The sequence below is a fragment of the Pseudomonas sp. B26(2017) genome, from assembly GCF_002113045.1.
In the GTDB taxonomy this organism is placed as follows: domain Bacteria; phylum Pseudomonadota; class Gammaproteobacteria; order Pseudomonadales; family Pseudomonadaceae; genus Aquipseudomonas.
On record NZ_NEJJ01000012.1, the window covers coordinates 107,064 to 122,747 of the forward strand.

Annotated in this window: 15 protein-coding genes; all 15 read right to left on the reverse strand. The window is 61.1% G+C overall.

The annotated features are described in order from the left end of the window. Window positions 1-36: 36 nt before the first annotated feature. A complete protein-coding gene (locus CAF79_RS18855; protein WP_085699425.1) occupies window positions 37-429 on the reverse strand; it encodes a DUF2802 domain-containing protein in 393 nt (130 codons plus the stop codon). Then, window positions 430-915, reverse strand: a complete 486-nt coding sequence (locus tag CAF79_RS18860; protein WP_065260749.1) for a chemotaxis protein CheW — start codon at window positions 913-915, stop codon at window positions 430-432. It lies immediately after the preceding gene. Window positions 916-988: 73 nt separating this feature from the next. After that, entirely contained in the window at window positions 989-1,942 is a 954-nt protein-coding gene (locus tag CAF79_RS18865; RefSeq protein ID WP_085699428.1) for a CheW domain-containing protein, read from the reverse strand. A 2-nt stretch (window positions 1,943-1,944) separates the two neighbouring features. Further along, window positions 1,945-2,733 carry a ParA family protein gene (locus CAF79_RS18870; RefSeq protein WP_011333076.1) on the reverse strand — a complete coding sequence of 263 codons (789 nt, stop codon included), beginning with the start codon at window positions 2,731-2,733 and terminating at the stop codon, window positions 1,945-1,947. Window positions 2,734-2,776: 43 nt separating this feature from the next. Next, a complete protein-coding gene (gene motD / locus CAF79_RS18875) occupies window positions 2,777-3,667 on the reverse strand; it encodes a flagellar motor protein MotD (protein ID WP_085699430.1) in 891 nt (296 codons plus the stop codon). Between the two features lie 12 nt (window positions 3,668-3,679). Beyond that, window positions 3,680-4,420 carry a flagellar motor protein gene (locus CAF79_RS18880; RefSeq protein ID WP_064384022.1) on the reverse strand — a complete coding sequence of 247 codons (741 nt, stop codon included), beginning with the start codon at window positions 4,418-4,420 and terminating at the stop codon, window positions 3,680-3,682. Next, entirely contained in the window at window positions 4,420-5,556 is a 1,137-nt protein-coding gene (locus tag CAF79_RS18885; protein ID WP_085699432.1) for a chemotaxis response regulator protein-glutamate methylesterase, read from the reverse strand. The genes CAF79_RS18880 and CAF79_RS18885 overlap by 1 nt, the downstream gene beginning before the upstream one ends. Before the next feature lie 49 nt (window positions 5,557-5,605). Next, the gene (locus tag CAF79_RS18890) at window positions 5,606-7,885 is read right to left on the reverse strand and encodes a chemotaxis protein CheA (protein ID WP_085699435.1); all 2,280 of its coding nucleotides are present in this window, start codon (window positions 7,883-7,885) and stop codon (window positions 5,606-5,608) included. Between the two features lie 54 nt (window positions 7,886-7,939). Next, a complete protein-coding gene (locus CAF79_RS18895) occupies window positions 7,940-8,728 on the reverse strand; it encodes a protein phosphatase CheZ (RefSeq protein WP_007951961.1) in 789 nt (262 codons plus the stop codon). 18 nt (window positions 8,729-8,746) lie between these two features. After that, on the reverse strand, window positions 8,747-9,118 hold the full coding sequence (locus CAF79_RS18900) for a chemotaxis response regulator CheY (protein ID WP_003183998.1): 372 nt from the start codon (window positions 9,116-9,118) through the stop codon (window positions 8,747-8,749). A gap of 167 nt (window positions 9,119-9,285) precedes the next feature. After that, window positions 9,286-10,026, reverse strand: a complete 741-nt coding sequence (gene fliA / locus CAF79_RS18905; RefSeq protein WP_085682981.1) for an RNA polymerase sigma factor FliA — start codon at window positions 10,024-10,026, stop codon at window positions 9,286-9,288. Beyond that, window positions 10,023-10,853, reverse strand: coding sequence for a flagellar synthesis regulator FleN (gene fleN / locus CAF79_RS18910; RefSeq protein ID WP_003222917.1), 831 nt, complete (start codon window positions 10,851-10,853; stop codon window positions 10,023-10,025). The genes fliA and fleN overlap by 4 nt, the downstream gene beginning before the upstream one ends. Window positions 10,854-10,966: 113 nt before the next feature. Then, window positions 10,967-12,307: a flagellar biosynthesis protein FlhF gene (gene flhF / locus CAF79_RS18915; RefSeq protein WP_064594406.1), complete on the reverse strand. Its 1,341-nt coding sequence runs from the start codon at window positions 12,305-12,307 to the stop codon at window positions 10,967-10,969. A gap of 11 nt (window positions 12,308-12,318) precedes the next feature. Then, a complete protein-coding gene (gene flhA / locus CAF79_RS18920) occupies window positions 12,319-14,448 on the reverse strand; it encodes a flagellar biosynthesis protein FlhA (RefSeq protein ID WP_085699437.1) in 2,130 nt (709 codons plus the stop codon). 197 nt (window positions 14,449-14,645) lie between these two features. Next, a complete protein-coding gene (locus tag CAF79_RS18925; RefSeq protein ID WP_227234845.1) occupies window positions 14,646-15,377 on the reverse strand; it encodes a hypothetical protein in 732 nt (243 codons plus the stop codon). Between the last annotated feature and the right edge of the window lie 307 nt (window positions 15,378-15,684).

Genomic DNA, 15,684 nt, shown 5'->3' on the forward strand with positions numbered 1-15,684 from the left:
TTGCTCGCGAATAGGCCATCAGCTTGAGCGCAAAAATCAGTTCTTGTGCAGCTTGCGCATCAACTCCGCCTCAGCCTGGGTCAACCCGCAGGACTGGGTCAGCTCATCAACACTCGCGCCCATCCCCACCAGCTTCGCCGCCTGGGCGAATGACAGGCTGGAAGGATCGCGCTGTTCGAGCTGGGAGATTTTGTCCGGGATCGGACCGACGACCGAGCGCAGCTCGTGCAGGGCTTCGCCCATGCGCACGTTGCCGTTCTGGTAATCGTCGACACGCTTGGCCAGGTCCTTGATGCGCTGATCACGCAGCGCATCGCCCTGGGCCTGTTGCGCAGCGATCACGCGCTGCGCCTTGATGTACGCCAGAAACATCGCCAGCGTGCCTGCCCAGAACAGGAACAGGACAATGACCGCTACCTCCAGAATCAATCAGATGTTCTCCAGTTCCGACCATTCTTCTTCAGTCATCATCTTGTCCAGCTCGACCAGGATCAGCAACTCGTTGTTCTTGTTGCATACGCCCTGGATGAACTTGGCCGACTCTTCGTTACCGACGTTCGGTGCGGTCTCGATTTCCGACTGACGCAGGTAAACCACTTCAGCCACGCTGTCGACCATGATGCCGACCACTTGCTTGTCGGCTTCGATGATGACGATACGGGTGTTGTCGCTGATCTCGCCGCTCATCAGGCCGAAGCGCTGACGGGTGTCGATCACGGTCACCACGTTGCCGCGCAGGTTGATGATGCCCAGCACGTAGCTTGGCGCACCCGGAACCGGAGCGATCTCGGTGTAGCGCAGGACTTCCTGAACGCGCATCACGTTGATGCCGTAGGTTTCGTTGTCCAGCTTGAAGGTCACCCATTGCAGAATCGGATCTTCGGAACCCTTTGCCGCCGTAGCCTTGTCGTTCATACCCTAGCCCCTCGAAAAACCGCGCCTGGCGGTGTGTGTTTCGTTCGCCGGCATTTGAATGCCGGTACTGTCTTTATGTCGGTTTGTGGTTCGGCTTACTGCCGGACATGTGCTTTGCCCCACCGCTGGCGATCAACTCGGCCAGAGCGGAGACATCGAGCAAGGCGCACATGTGTTCAATCACCGTGCCGGCGAGCCATGGCCGCTGACCCCGCTGACTTCTCCATTTGATTTCATTCGGATCCAGACGCAGCGAGCGACTGACCTGATGCACCGCCAGGCCCCACTCGTAACCCTGAACCGAAATCACGTATTGCAGACCCTGACGGAAGTCATCGCGATAGCGATCCGGCATGACCCAGCGCGCGGTGTCCAGCACCTTAAGGTTGCCGGCCTGGCTCGGCAGGATGCCGAGGAACCACTCCGGCTGACCGAACAGTGGCGTCAGTTCGTGGCCGGCCAGCGAATAGATCGAGCCCAGGCACACCAGCGGCACCGCCAGCGTCAGCCCGGCCACGTCGAACAGCAGGCACTCGAACGCTTCCGACGCCCAGGCCGGACGGCCATCGGTTTCCACCGGTGGCGGCGTATTGCTGGGTGGCAGATGCACTTCGACCAGCGGCGCCACCAGGGTCGGCTCGACCGGGGCTGGCGCAGGCGCTTCAGGTGCGGGCTCTGGCGCCGCCGGAACCGGAGGGGTTTGCAGAAGCTGGGATTGCAGCAGCGGTGCCAGAGTCGAAACCACGCGCACCGGTTCAGGCTCTTTGATCAACGTCGCAGGTGCCTTCGCCACCACAGCGGCAGGCGCTACGACCGGGGCGACCGGCCGGGCGGCTTTTTGCGCATCCCGGGCCTGCTCTTCAAGCACGGCAGCCTGGAATTCATCGAGTGCCGCAGCGGTCTCGACCTCCTCGGCCGGCGCTGCGATTTCCTGCTCGACCTCGTCTGTCACTTCCTGCAGCAAGCTGTCCAGATAGGACTGCACAGCCAGTTGCGGACGCGAAGTCAGTTTGATCGGCCGATTCATCCTCAAGCCACCTGCGGAACGAGTTGCTGCGCCAGCAGATGCTTGAGCAGTGCGCGGTAAGCCAGCACGCCACGGCTTTTGCCGTCGAACTGCGAAGGGGTGACACCGGCACGACTGGCGTCGCGCAGACGGGTATCGACCGGGATGTAACCCTGCCAGATCTCGTCGGGGAATTTGTCGCGCAGCACGCGCAAGGTGCCCATCGACGCCTGGGTGCGGCGGTCGAACAGGGTCGGCACGATGCTGAACGGCAGCGCCTGCTTGCGCGAGCGGTTGATCATCGCCAGGGTGTTGACCATGCGTTCCAGGCCTTTGACGGCCAGGTGCTCGGTCTGCACCGGGATCACCAGTTGCTGACTGGCGGCCAAGGCGTTGACCATCAGCACGCCGAGCAATGGCGGGCTGTCGATGATCGCGTAATCGAAGTCCTGCCACAGCTGCGCCAGACTCTTGGCGATCACCAGGCCCAGACCGCTCTGCCCCGGCGACTGGCGCTCAAGGGTGGCCAGCGCGGTGCTCGACGGCAACAGGGAAATGCGTTCATCGCTGGTGGACAGCAGCAACTGGCCCGGCAGGCCTTGCGGCACGCCGCCCTTGTGCAGAAACAGGTCGTAGTTGCTGTGTTCCAGGCTGTCGGGGTCGTAACCGAAATAGCTGGTCATCGAGCCGTGCGGGTCGAGATCGACCACGACCACGCGCTTGCCCGCCTCTGCCAGCAAACCGGCTAAAGCGATGGAAGAAGTGGTTTTACCAACACCACCCTTTTGATTGGCGACTGCCCAGACTCTCATTCAGATCGTTCCTCCCGGCCGGGATACTCGGCCGAGACATGGTTCAGCGTATTAATGCGGGCGACGGAGAATTGACGGCACTCTCGCGTCCCGGCGTCTTGACCGGGGTCGGTGCAGTTTGTGTGCCAGCACGCTTCAACGCGGCGTCCGGTGTTGCATTGGCGGTTCCGGTGCCGGTCAGGCTGCGGCGCACATCGAGATTGCGCGACACCACCAGCACCACGCGACGGTTCTTCGCCCGGCCTTCGGCCGTGGCGTTGTTGGCAACCGGCTGAAATTCGCCGTAGCCCACCGAGGCCAGACGCCCAGGGTTCACGCCCTGCATCGCCAGCATGCGCACGATGCTCGCCGAACGCGCCGAGGACAATTCCCAGTTGGTCGGGTACTGCGCGGTGCGGATCGGTTGATCGTCGGTGAAGCCTTCGACGTGGATCGGGTTATCGAACGGTTTGAGGATCGCCGCGACCTTGTCGATGATGTTGAACGCGATGTCGCTCGGCATCGCATCACCGCTGCCGAACAACAGGCTGGAGTTGAGTTCAATCTCGACCCACAGCTCGTTGCCGCGCACGGTCATCTGGTTGCTTGCGATCAGGTCGCCGAATGCGGCGCTGATGTCATCGGCGATGCTTTTGAGCGGATCGCTGGCCCCGGCGATGCCGGCGTCGACCTGTTCGGCGTCCTTGACCAGCGGCTTGGCCGGGGTCACGGTCTTCGGTCGTTCTTCACCGATCGGAATCGGCTTGAGCGCGCGGTCGGAGTCGGTGAAGACCCCGATCAGCGCTTCGGAGATGATCTTGTACTTGCCTTCGTTGATCGACGAGATGGAGTACATCACCACGAAAAAGGCAAAGAGCAAGGTGATGAAGTCGGCGTAGGAAACCAGCCAACGTTCATGGTTTACGTGCTCTTCATGCTGGCGACGACGTGCCATGAGGTTAGTCCCTTAATCCATGAAGCCCTGAAGCTTCAACTCGATGGAGCGTGGGTTTTCACCTTCAGCGATCGACAGGATCCCTTCCAACAACATTTCGCGATAACGCGACTGTCGCAACGCGATTGACTTGAGCTTGGCGGCAACCGGCAGCAATACCAGGTTGGCACTGGCCACACCGTAGATGGTAGCGACGAACGCGACCGCAATCCCGTTGCCCAGCTGCGACGGATCGGCCAGGTTGCCCATCACGTGGATCAGGCCCATCACCGCACCGATGATGCCGATGGTCGGCGCGTAGCCACCCATGCTTTCAAACACTTTGGCCGCTTCGACGTCGCGGGCTTCCTGAGTGTAGAAATCCACTTCGAGGATGCTGCGGATCGCTTCCGGCTCGGCGCCGTCGACCAGCAGTTGCAGACCTTTGCGCGAGTAAGCGTCGGGCTCGGCATCCGCCACGCCTTCCAGGCCCAGCAGACCTTCCTTGCGGGCGGTGAGGCTCCAGTTGACGACGCGGTCGATGCCGCCCGCCAGATCCACACGCGGCGGGAAAAAGATCCAGGCCAGAATCTGCATGGCGCGCTTGAACGCGCTCATCGGCGATTGCAGCAGCGCGGCACCGATGGTGCCACCGAGCACGATCAGCGCCGCCGGGCCGTTGGCCAGCGCGCCGAGGTGACCACCTTCAAGGTAGTTGCCGCCGATGATGGCGACGAACGCCATGATGATCCCGATAAGGCTTAGAACATCCATCAGACGCATGCCTCGACCAGGTGCTTGCCGATATCGTCCAGGCTGTACACCGCGTCGGCGAGGTCAGCTTTGACGATGGCCATCGGCATGCCGTAGATCACGCAACTGGCTTCGTCCTGCGCCCAGATCGTGCTGCCGCCCTGCTTGAGCAGGCGTGCACCTTCACGACCATCGGCGCCCATGCCGGTCAGTACGACCGCCAGAACTTTGTCGCTGTAGGATTTGGCCGCAGAGCCGAAGGTGATGTCCACGCACGGCTTGTAGTTCAGACGCTCGTCGCCCGGCAGGATTTTCACCGCGCCACGGCCGTCGATCATCATCTGCTTGCCACCCGGTGCCAGCAGCGCCAGGCCCGGACGCAGGATGTCGCCATCCTCGGCTTCCTTGACGCTGATGCGGCACAGCTTGTCCAGACGTTCAGCGAAAGCCTTGGTGAAGGCTGCCGGCATGTGCTGGATCAGCACGATCGGTGCCGGGAAACTGGCCGGCAACTGGGTCAGAACCCGTTGCAGCGCTACCGGGCCGCCAGTCGATGTACCAATGGCGACGAGCTTGTAGTTTTTGCGTTTCGGGGCTGGCGACGAAGCGCTGGCCGCTGGCGCGCGAGTCGGTGCAGGCGCAGGTGCCGGACGGGCCGGAGCACTGTGGCTGCCAAAGCTCGAAGTCGCCGGCGCAGGAGTCGGCGCAGCTGCAGGTGCAGCGGCAGGCGCCGGCGCACTGTAGGCACTGAAACGACGGTTGCTGCGCGAGATGCTGTGTACCTTCTCGCACAGCAGTTGCTTGACCTTCTCCGGATTGCGGGAGATGTCTTCGAAATTCTTCGGCAGGAAATCCACCGCACCGGCATCCAGCGCATCCAGGGTGACCCGGGCGCCTTCGTGGGTCAGCGAGGAGAACATCAACACCGGCGTCGGGCAGCGCTGCATGATGTGCCGCACGGCCGTGATGCCATCCATCATCGGCATCTCGTAGTCCATGGTGATCACATCCGGCTTGAGGGCCTGGGCCTGATCGATCGCCTCTTTACCGTTGGTTGCCGTGCCGACAACCTGGATGCTCGGATCCGCTGAAAGAATTTCCGAGACGCGGCGGCGGAAAAAACCCGAATCGTCCACCACCAGGACTTTGACTGCCATAAACACTCCATTAGGTGCGGCGGGACGTTGTCGCCCCGCCGCCCCGGATTCAAATACGCCGTGCGGCGTAACGCTTGAGCATGCTCGGAACATCGAGAATCAGTGCAATGCGGCCGTCACCGGTGATGGTGGCGCCGGACATGCCCGGGGTTCCCTGCAGCATCTTGCCCAATGGCTTGATGACCACTTCTTCCTGGCCGACCAGTTGATCGACGACGAAGCCGATCCGCTGGGTGCCCACCGAAAGGATCACCACATGGCCTTCGCGCTGCTCTTCGTGAGCGGCGGAGCTGACCAGCCAGCGCTTGAGGTAGAACAACGGCAGCGCCTTGTCCCGCACGATCACCACTTCCTGGCCGTCCACCACGTTGGTGGTCGACAGGTCGAGGTGGAAGATTTCGTTGACGTTCACCAGCGGGAACGCGAACGCCTGGTTGCCGAGCATCACCATCAGGGTCGGCATGATCGCCAGCGTCAGCGGTACCTTGATGACGATCTTCGAGCCCTGGCCCTTGGTCGAGTAGATGTTGATCGAGCCGTTGAGCTGGGAAATCTTGGTCTTCACCACGTCCATGCCGACACCACGGCCGGACACGTCGGAGATCTCGGTCTTGGTTGAGAAACCCGGGGCGAAAATCAGGTTGTAGCACTCGGTGTCGCTCAGGCGATCGGCGGCATCCTTGTCCATCACTCCGCGTTTCACGGCGATGGCACGCAGGACGTTCGGGTCCATGCCTTTGCCGTCGTCGGAGATCGACAGCAGGATGTGGTCGCCTTCCTGCTCGGCAGCCAGGATCACCTTGCCGCCACGGGCCTTGCCCGAGGCTTCACGTTCTTCCGGCGACTCGATGCCGTGGTCGACCGCGTTGCGCACCAAGTGGACCAGCGGGTCGGCCAGCGCCTCGACGAGGTTCTTGTCGAGGTCGGTCTCTTCACCCACCAGTTCCAGGTTGATCTCTTTCTTGAGCTGACGCGCCAGGTCGCGAACCAGACGCGGGAAGCGGCCGAAGACTTTCTTGATCGGCTGCATCCGGGTCTTCATGACGGCGGTCTGCAAGTCGGCGGTGACTACGTCCAGGTTCGACACGGCCTTCTGCATCGACTCGTCGCCGCTGTTCAGGCCCAGACGTACCAGACGGTTACGCACCAGCACCAGCTCACCGACCATGTTCATGATTTCGTCGAGACGCGCGGTGTCAACGCGAACGGTGGTCTCGGCTTCGCTCGCCGGTTTTTCCGGTGGCGGAGTCGCCGGTGCACGGGCCGGAGCCGGTGCCGCAGCGGCAGCCGGTTTCGCCGGTTCGGCTTTCGGCTCAGGCGCTTTCGCGGCGGGTTTTGCCGCAGCGGCCGGGGCCTTGGCAGCAGGCGCTGCAACAGCTGCAGCATTGCCGGCGGTCACGACGGCGCCGGTGGCGACATCAGTGAACTTGCCTTTGCCATGCAGATCGTCGAGCAGCGCTTCGAACTCGTGGTCGGTGATCAGATCGCTACCGGCCGCAGCCGCTGCCGGAGCAGTCGTCGCAGGAACCGAAGCAATCGCCGACTCCAGCGCATCGACGGCAAAGTTGCCCTTGCCGTGCAACTGATCGAGCAAGGCTTCGAATTCGTCGTCGGTGATGTCCGAGCTGTCGCCCGCCGCCGGAGCCGCCGGGGCAGCGGCCGCCGGGGCCACGGCGTCGGCCGCGAACTGGCCCTTGCCATGCAACTGGTCGAGCAGCGACTCGAACTCGGCGTCGGTGATTTCATCGCTGGCCGCCTCGTCGGAAGCAGGCGCGGCGGCAGCCGCCGGGGCCTCGGCTTCAGCCTTGACGGCGCTCAGCGAGTCCAGCAACTGTTCAAATTCGTTATCGGTGATGTCGCCGGAGTCGCCGGTTTCGTTTTCAACGACCAGCTCTTCGATCATCTCGGCAACGGGCGAAGCCGGGGCTTCATCCGCCGATTGCGGCTCGGCCAGGCGCGCCAGAGCGGCCAGCAGTTCCGGGGTGGCGGCGGTGATCGGGCTGCGATCACGGACTTCGCCGAACATGCTGTTCACCGCGTCCAGCGCTTCGAGCACCACGTCCATCAGTTCTGCATCGACGCGTCGCTCACCCTTGCGCAGGATGTCGAACACGTTTTCGGCGATGTGACAGCACTCCACCAGCTCGTTGAGCTGAAGGAAGCCGGCGCCCCCTTTTACAGTGTGGAAACCGCGAAAAATTGCGTTGAGCAGATCTGCGTCATCCGGGCGGCTTTCCAGCTCGACCAGTTGTTCGGACAGTTGCTCAAGAATCTCGCCGGCCTCAACCAGGAAATCCTGAAGGATCTCTTCATCGGCGCCGAAGCTCATTAATGGGGTGCTCCTACAGGTCTAAAAACCCAAAAAACCTATAATTCCAAAACTCTAGAATCCAAGGCTGGATAACAAATCGTCCACATCGTCCTGACCGGACACAACGTCTTCTCGTTTATCGGCATGAATCTGCGGACCTTCACCCTGCGAGAGATGTTTTTGTGGATCTTTTTCAGCAAGCATCGCCGCACGGTCATGTTCGATGCCCGCAAAGCGGTCCACCTGGCTGGCCATGAGCACGAGCTTGAGCAGGTTGCTTTCGACTTCGGTGACCAATTGGGTCACACGCTTGATCACTTGACCGGTGAGGTCCTGGTAATCCTGGGCGAGCAGAATGTCGTTCAGATTGCTCGACACCGCGCGGTTGTCCGCGCTGCTACGTGCCAGAAAACCGTCGACCCGGCGCGCCAGTTCACGGAACTCTTCAGCCCCGACCTCACGGCGCATGAAGCGGCCCCAGTCGGCGCTCAAGGCCTGGGCTTCGTCAGCCAGGCCATTGACCACAGGGGTCGCGCTCTCCACCAGATCCATGGTGCGGTTGGCGGCAGCTTCGGTCAGTTTGACCACGTAGCCCAGGCGCTCGGTAGCGTCGGTGATTTGCGACACTTCCTCAGCCTGTGGCATGTGCGGATCGATCTGGAAATTGACGATCGCACTGTGCAGTTCACGCGTGAGCTTGCCCACTTCCTGGTACAGGCCACGGTCACGGGTCTGATTGAGCTCATGGATCAGTTGCACCGCGTCGCCGAACCTGCCCTTTTCAAGGCTTTCGACCAGTTCGACCGCGTGTTTTTTCAGGGTCGACTCGAAGTCGCCCTGTGAAGATTCTTTATGCTCCATAGCTCCCCCGCGCGTTCATCAGCCGATGCGTTCGAAAATCTTCTCGATTTTTTCTTTCAACGCCTGGGCCGTGAAAGGTTTGACCACATAGCCGTTCACGCCGGCCTGGGCCGCTTCGATGATCTGCTCGCGCTTGGCTTCAGCGGTCACCATCAGCACCGGCAGGTGCTTGAGTTTTTCATCGGCGCGCACGTGGCGCAGCAGGTCGATACCGGTCATGCCGGGCATGTTCCAGTCGGTCACCAGAAAGTCGATGCTGCCGCTGTTGAGCACCGGAATGGCGGTGGTGCCATCGTCGGCTTCAACGGTGTTGGTGAACCCCAGATCACGCAACAGGTTCTTGATGATCCGCCGCATCGTTGAGAAGTCATCAACGATGAGGATTTTCATGTCTTTGTTCAATTCGACCTCCAAGCAGTCTTAAACGCGCCCAGCACCTGGACGCGCCATTTCAATCAATCCGGCAAAACACTCGATGACTGTCTGGAGCACAACAGATCGAGACCGGTGCCGTTCACCACCGCACCAGCCTCGTTCGCAGTGTCCCCACACTGCCTTCAGCGCGCTCGCCACTCCCCCAAACGCCCCCGCAAGCGGGCCGCGCACTGGCTGTGTAACTGGCTGACCCGCGATTCACTGACGCCAAGGACTTCACCGATCTCCTTGAGGTTCAGCTCTTCGTCGTAGTACAGCGCCAACACCAGTCGCTCACGCTCCGGCAAATTGGCAATCGCGTCCGCCAGCGCGGCCTGGAAACGTTCGTCCTCCAGATCGCGCGACGGCTCCAGATGAGCACTGGCGCCATCCTCGTGCAGCCCTTCGTGTTCGCCGTCCTGCAACAGGTCGTCGAAACTGAACAGCCGGCTGCCCAGGGTGTCGTTCAAAATCCCGTAGTAATCGTCGAGACTCAATTGGAGTTCGGCCGCAACTTCGTGATCTTTAGCGTCACGGCCGGTTTTAGCTTCAATTGCTCGAATCGCGTCGCTGACCATGCGCGTATTGCGGTGAACCGAGCGCGGTGCCCAGTCCCCCTTACGGACTTCATCGAGCATCGCACCGCGGATCCGGATGCCCGCGTACGTTTCAAAACTGGCGCCTTTGCTCGCGTCGTATTTGGTCGAGACTTCAAGCAGGCCGATCATCCCGGCCTGGATCAGGTCTTCGACCTGCACACTGGCCGGCAATCGCGCCAGCAAGTGGTAGGCGATGCGCTTGACCAGCGGCGCGTAACGCTCGATCAGCTCGTACTGCGCATCACGCGCCGACTTTTTGTAAAGGTTCATACCGCTGGCGGTCATAGCACAGGTCCTGCCGTTTGCTGCACGAGGCGCTCGACGAAAAATTCGAGGTGGCCGCGCGGGTTGGCGGGCAGCGGCCAGGTGTCGACCTTCTGTGCGATCGCCTTGAACGCCAGTGCGCACTTGGAACGCGGGAAGGCTTCATAGACCGCACGCTGCTTCTGCACCGCTTTGCGCACGCTTTCGTCGTAGGGCACCGCGCCGACGTATTGTAGGGCGACGTCGAGGAAGCGATCCGTGACCTTGGTCAACTTGGCGAACAGATTGCGACCTTCCTGCGGGCTCTGGGCCATGTTGGCCAGGACGCGGAAGCGGTTCATGCCGTAATCGCGGTTCAGCAGCTTGATCAGCGCGTAGGCGTCGGTGATCGAGGTCGGCTCGTCGCAGACCACCAGCAACACTTCCTGCGCTGCGCGAACGAAACTGACTACCGAGTCACCAATACCTGCAGCGGTGTCGATCACCAGCACGTCGAGGTTGTCGCCGATGTCGCTGAAGGCCTGGATCAGGCCGGCATGCTGGGCCGGGCTCAAGTGAACCATGCTCTGGGTGCCGGAAGCGGCCGGCACGATGCGGATCCCGCCGGGGCCCTGCAACAGCACGTCGCGCAGCTCGCAGCGGCCTTCGATCACATCGGCCAGGGTACGTTTGGGGGTGAGGCCCAGCAGAACGTCGACGTTCGCCAGCCCCAGGTCGGCGTCCAGCAGCATGACCCGACGGCCAAGCTCTGCCAGGGCCAGGGACAAGTTCACTGACACATTAGTCTTGCCGACGCCACCTTTGCCGCCGGTCACCGCGATCACCTGTACGGGATGCATGCTGCCCATGTTATTTCTTTACCTTGTCTTGCATAGACGGAGGCCACATTACTGGCTGCGCGTTCACAACCGGAACAATGCATGGCAGACCATCGATGTAGGTACAAAAACGGTTCATTACCTCAGCCAACCTGCTTGGTCGGGCTGTGGTAGATATCAGCGAACATGTCAGCCATGGCTTCTTCGCTGGGTTCTTCCTGCATTTGCACACTGACGGCGCGGCTGACCAGTTGATGACGGCGCGGCAGATGCAGATCATCCGGAATACGCGGCCCATCGGTCAGGTAGGCAACCGGCAGTTCGTGACTGATCGCCAGGCTCAACACTTCGCCAAGGCTTGCCGTCTCATCCAGTTTAGTCAGGATGCACCCGGCCAGCCCGCAACGCTTGTAACTGTGATAAGCGGCGGTTAGAACCTGTTTCTGGCTGGTGGTTGCCAGCACCAGATAATTTTTTGACCGAATGCCACGACCGGCCAGACTTTCCAGCTGCATGCGCAGGGCCGGATCGCTGGCCTGCAGGCCGGCGGTGTCGATCAGCACCACGCGCTTGCGCAGCAGAGGATCCAGCGCCTGCACCAGGGACTGGCCCGGATCGACGTGGGTCACCGACACATTGAGGATGCGGCCCAGCGTCTTGAGCTGCTCCTGCGCGCCGATGCGGAAACTGTCCATGCTCACCAGCGCGATGTTCTGCGCGCCGTACTTGAGCACGTAGCGGGCGGCCAGTTTGGCCAGGGTGGTGGTCTTGCCCATGCCGGCAGGACCGACCATGGCAATGACCCCGCCCTCTTCCAGCGGCTCGACTTCCGGCACGGCAATCATTCGTGCCAGATGCGCCAGCAGCATGCGCCAGGCCTGACGAGGCTCGTCGATCTCGGTGATCATCGACAACAGATCGCGGGACAGCGGGCCGGACAAACCGATGCGTTGCAGACGACGGTACAGATTGGCCTGGGCCGGACGACTGCCTTGCAACTGGTTCCAGGCCAGGGTGCCGAGTTGCACTTCCATCAGCTCGCGCAGGCTGTTGAGTTCGAAACGCATCGAGTCCAGCGCACGCGGGTCGACGCCAGCGGCGGCCGGCGCAGGCGCCGGGGCTGGACGGGCCGGAGCCTCGTAGGTCGGTTCGGTCAGCGGTTCGGCAGCGGTCAGCGGCAGGCCGGCCGTCAACGGCAACCCGGCGAACAGCTGGCGATTGGTGTTGCCGTCGGCTTCGCCACGCAGGCTCAGCTCGGCCTGGGCGGTGACGATGCGCGACTGAGTCTTGCGCAGCTCATCCTCGAGTTCCATGTTCGGAACACGCGGGGCCAGCGCCGACAGTTTGTAATCGAGCGCCGCCGTCAGCTCGACGCCGCCGGCGATGCGGCGGTTGCCAATAATGGCGGCATCAGCGCCCAGCTCATCACGAACCAGCTTCATGGCCTGACGCATATCGGCGGCGAAAAAACGCTTAACTTGCATAAACCACTACCTCAGCCGTTGGGCCCTACTGTCGCAACGATGGTCACTTGCTTGTTGTCCGGAATTTCCTGATAGGCCAGCACATGCAGTCCGGGAACTGCCAGGCGACCAAAGCGCGAGAGCATCGCGCGAACCGGGCCTGCTACCAACAGGATCACCGGCTGACCTTGCATTTCCTGGCGCTGCGCCGCTTCGATCAGCGAACGCTGCAGCTTCTCGGCCATGCTCGGCTCCAGCAGAACGCCCTCTTCCGAGCCTTGTCCTGCCTTCTGCAGACTATTGAGCAATATTTGTTCCAACCTTGGCTCCAGCGTGATAACTGGCAGCTCCGACTCAGTCCCTACAATGCTTTGGACGATGGCGCGGGAAACACCGACCCGCACAGCGGCCACCAAAGCGGCGGTATCTTGACTCTTGGCGGCATTGTTGGCGATGGCTTCGGCAATGCTGCGGATATCGCGCACCGGCACGTGCTCGGCCAGCAACGCCTGCAATACTTTGAGCAGCTGCGACAGCGTGACCACGCCCGGCACCAGCTCTTCGGCCAGCTTCGGCGAGCTCTTGGCCAGCAATTGCATCAGTTGCTGTACTTCTTCGTGGCCGATCAGCTCGCTGGAGTGCTTGTACAGAATCTGGTTCAAGTGGGTCGCAACCACGGTGCTGGCATCGACCACGGTGTAACCGAGCGATTGCGCCTGCGCGCGCTGGCTGACCTCGATCCACACCGCCTCCAGGCCGAAAGCCGGATCTTTGGCGGTAATCCCGTTGAGCGTGCCGTAGACCTGCCCCGGGTTGATCGCCAGTTCGCGATCCGGGTAGATCTCGGCCTCGGCCAGGATCACGCCCATCAGCGTCAGGCGATAGGCGCTCGGCGCCAGGTCGAGGTTGTCGCGGATGTGCACGGTCGGCATCAGGAAGCCCAGATCCTGCGAAAGCTTCTTGCGCACGCCCTTGATCCGCGCCAGCAACTGGCCGCCCTGGTTGCGGTCCACCAGCGGAATCAAGCGGTAGCCGACTTCCAGGCCGATCATGTCGATCGGGGTCACGTCGTCCCAGCCCAACTCCTTGGTTTCCATGGCGCGGGCCGGCGACGGCAGCAGTTCCTGCTGGCGCTTGACCTCTTCCAGCGCGACGACCCTGGCCACGTTCTGCTTCTTCCAGAACAGGTAAGCGCCACCGGCAGCCAGAGCAGCCATGCTCAGGAACGAGAAGTGCGGCATGCCCGGCACCAGGCCCATGACCGCCATCAGACCGGCAGCCACCGCCAGCGCTTTGGGCGAGGCGAACATCTGGCGGTTGATCTGCTTGCCCATGTCTTCCGAGCCGGAAGCACGGGTCACCATGATCGCGGCTGCTGTAGATAACAACAGTGATGGCAATTGCGCCACTAAACCGTCACCGATAGTCAGCAAGGCGTAAACCTTGCCCGCATCGGCGAAGCTCATGTTGTGCTGGAAGATACCGACGGCCATGCCGCCGATCAGGTTGATGAACAGAATCAGCAAGCCAGCGATGGCATCACCACGCACGAATTTGCTGGCACCGTCCATCGAACCGTAGAACTCTGCCTCCTGAGCCACTTCCTGACGACGGGCCTTGGCCTGGGCCTGATCGATCAGACCGGCGTTAAGGTCGGCGTCGATCGCCATTTGTTTGCCGGGCATCGCATCGAGGGTGAAACGCGCGCTCACCTCGGAAATCCGTCCGGCACCCTTGGTCACCACGACGAAGTTGATGATCATCAAGATCGCGAAAACCACGATACCGACCACGTAGTTACCGCCGATCACCACCTCACCGAAGGCCTGGATCACCTTACCGGCAGCGGCGTGGCCGTCCTGACCGTGGAGCATCACCACACGGGTCGAGGCCACGTTCAGCGCCAGTCGCAACAGCGTCGCCACCAGCAGGATCGTCGGGAACACCGCGAAATCCAGCGGCCGCAAGGCGTACACGCAGACCAGCAGCACGACGATGGACAGGGCAATGTTGAAGGTGAAGAACACGTCGAGCAGGAACGGCGGCACCGGCAACATCATCATCGCCAGCATGACCAGCAGCAACAGCGGCACACCCAGATTGCCCCGGCTGAGGTCGGCAATGTTCGAGCGAGCACTGTTGATTAACTGAGAGCGATCCACCGGTTTTCCCCGTTCCTTTAAAGCAAACTTTTGACGCCCGAAGCAGGCGCACGGCGGCTACTGCAAGAAGCCTTCCAACTTTTGCGGGGGATTGAAATAGAGGGGCAACGGACCTGAATGAGAGGGGGCAAGTGCACCGAGTCCGGCGCAAGCCTGCCCCAGCGACAGAGCAATGCGAAGATTTGAAATCTCGCCGGTCAACCGGCAACCAAAACATGGGCTTTCGTAATAGGACCGAAAGACAGCGCTGCGCTATCGAGGTAGTGCGTTCCCTTGAACACACTTTCCCCGCCGACATCAACAACCTCCTCGTCAGCCTGCATAAGCACCACTCTGGTTTCAGGTGCGGCGCCAGAGAACAGATCATCACTCTCCATCAGATTCAGGGCCCATTCGAAGAATATGCGCGGCAGGTCGCTGATCTCGATCAGTGGATAGCCCGCACTCAGGCGAAAGTACTGCCTGGCTGTCACACGAAGCCAATTGTTGACGACAACGAACGAGGGTTTTTCATACCGACGCTCCAGCGGTTCACCCCCACTCGACCATTGATCCATGTAAAAGCTGGAGTGGGTAAACAGGGCAAACAACGCTTGGTTATCGCGGATATTACCTGCCGCATCGAAGAAGTAATTGTAGGCATAGTGATAGGCGAACCCACCCATTTCAGGCCGGATCGCATTGATCGGCCAATCAAGATAATTCGGGATGTACTGATTGGCCATGACCATGAAATTGAGAAAGTCCAGCTTCAGGTCGAACGTCACCTCATAGAAGATGGCCCGCTCTCCTGCGTCCCTTTCCAGCCTCCCTGAAACAAACTCCAGCTCCATGCCCGACAGTTTTCGGTAAACGCGCGTCGCCATGATGAATCCCCGACTTCCAAAGAAAGAATCGTCAGCCATCACACTCACGGTGCGCGAGCTCATGATGGCAAGAGTGCCGGGTTTATGGGGCGCCAAAGAGTAATGGTTGTCTACTGTCAGATCTGACAGGTGTTGAACTATTTCAGATAAAAGGCACAGCTCGCTTGGGTAGGGAAAAGGAGGTTTTGAGCGTGATTTTCTGCTGACCGCAATGCCGCACGCTCGCGAAGGGGCCCGAGAAAGCAGCACGGAGTGTCTTTTAAATTCGGATGTTTAAAAGACACCTTCAGACACGCCTTGGAGGCTACGAATTCTTGCGCCATTGCCTACAGCTACGCCAGAATCCGCCGGCTTGTGCGCCTTGGGGTCG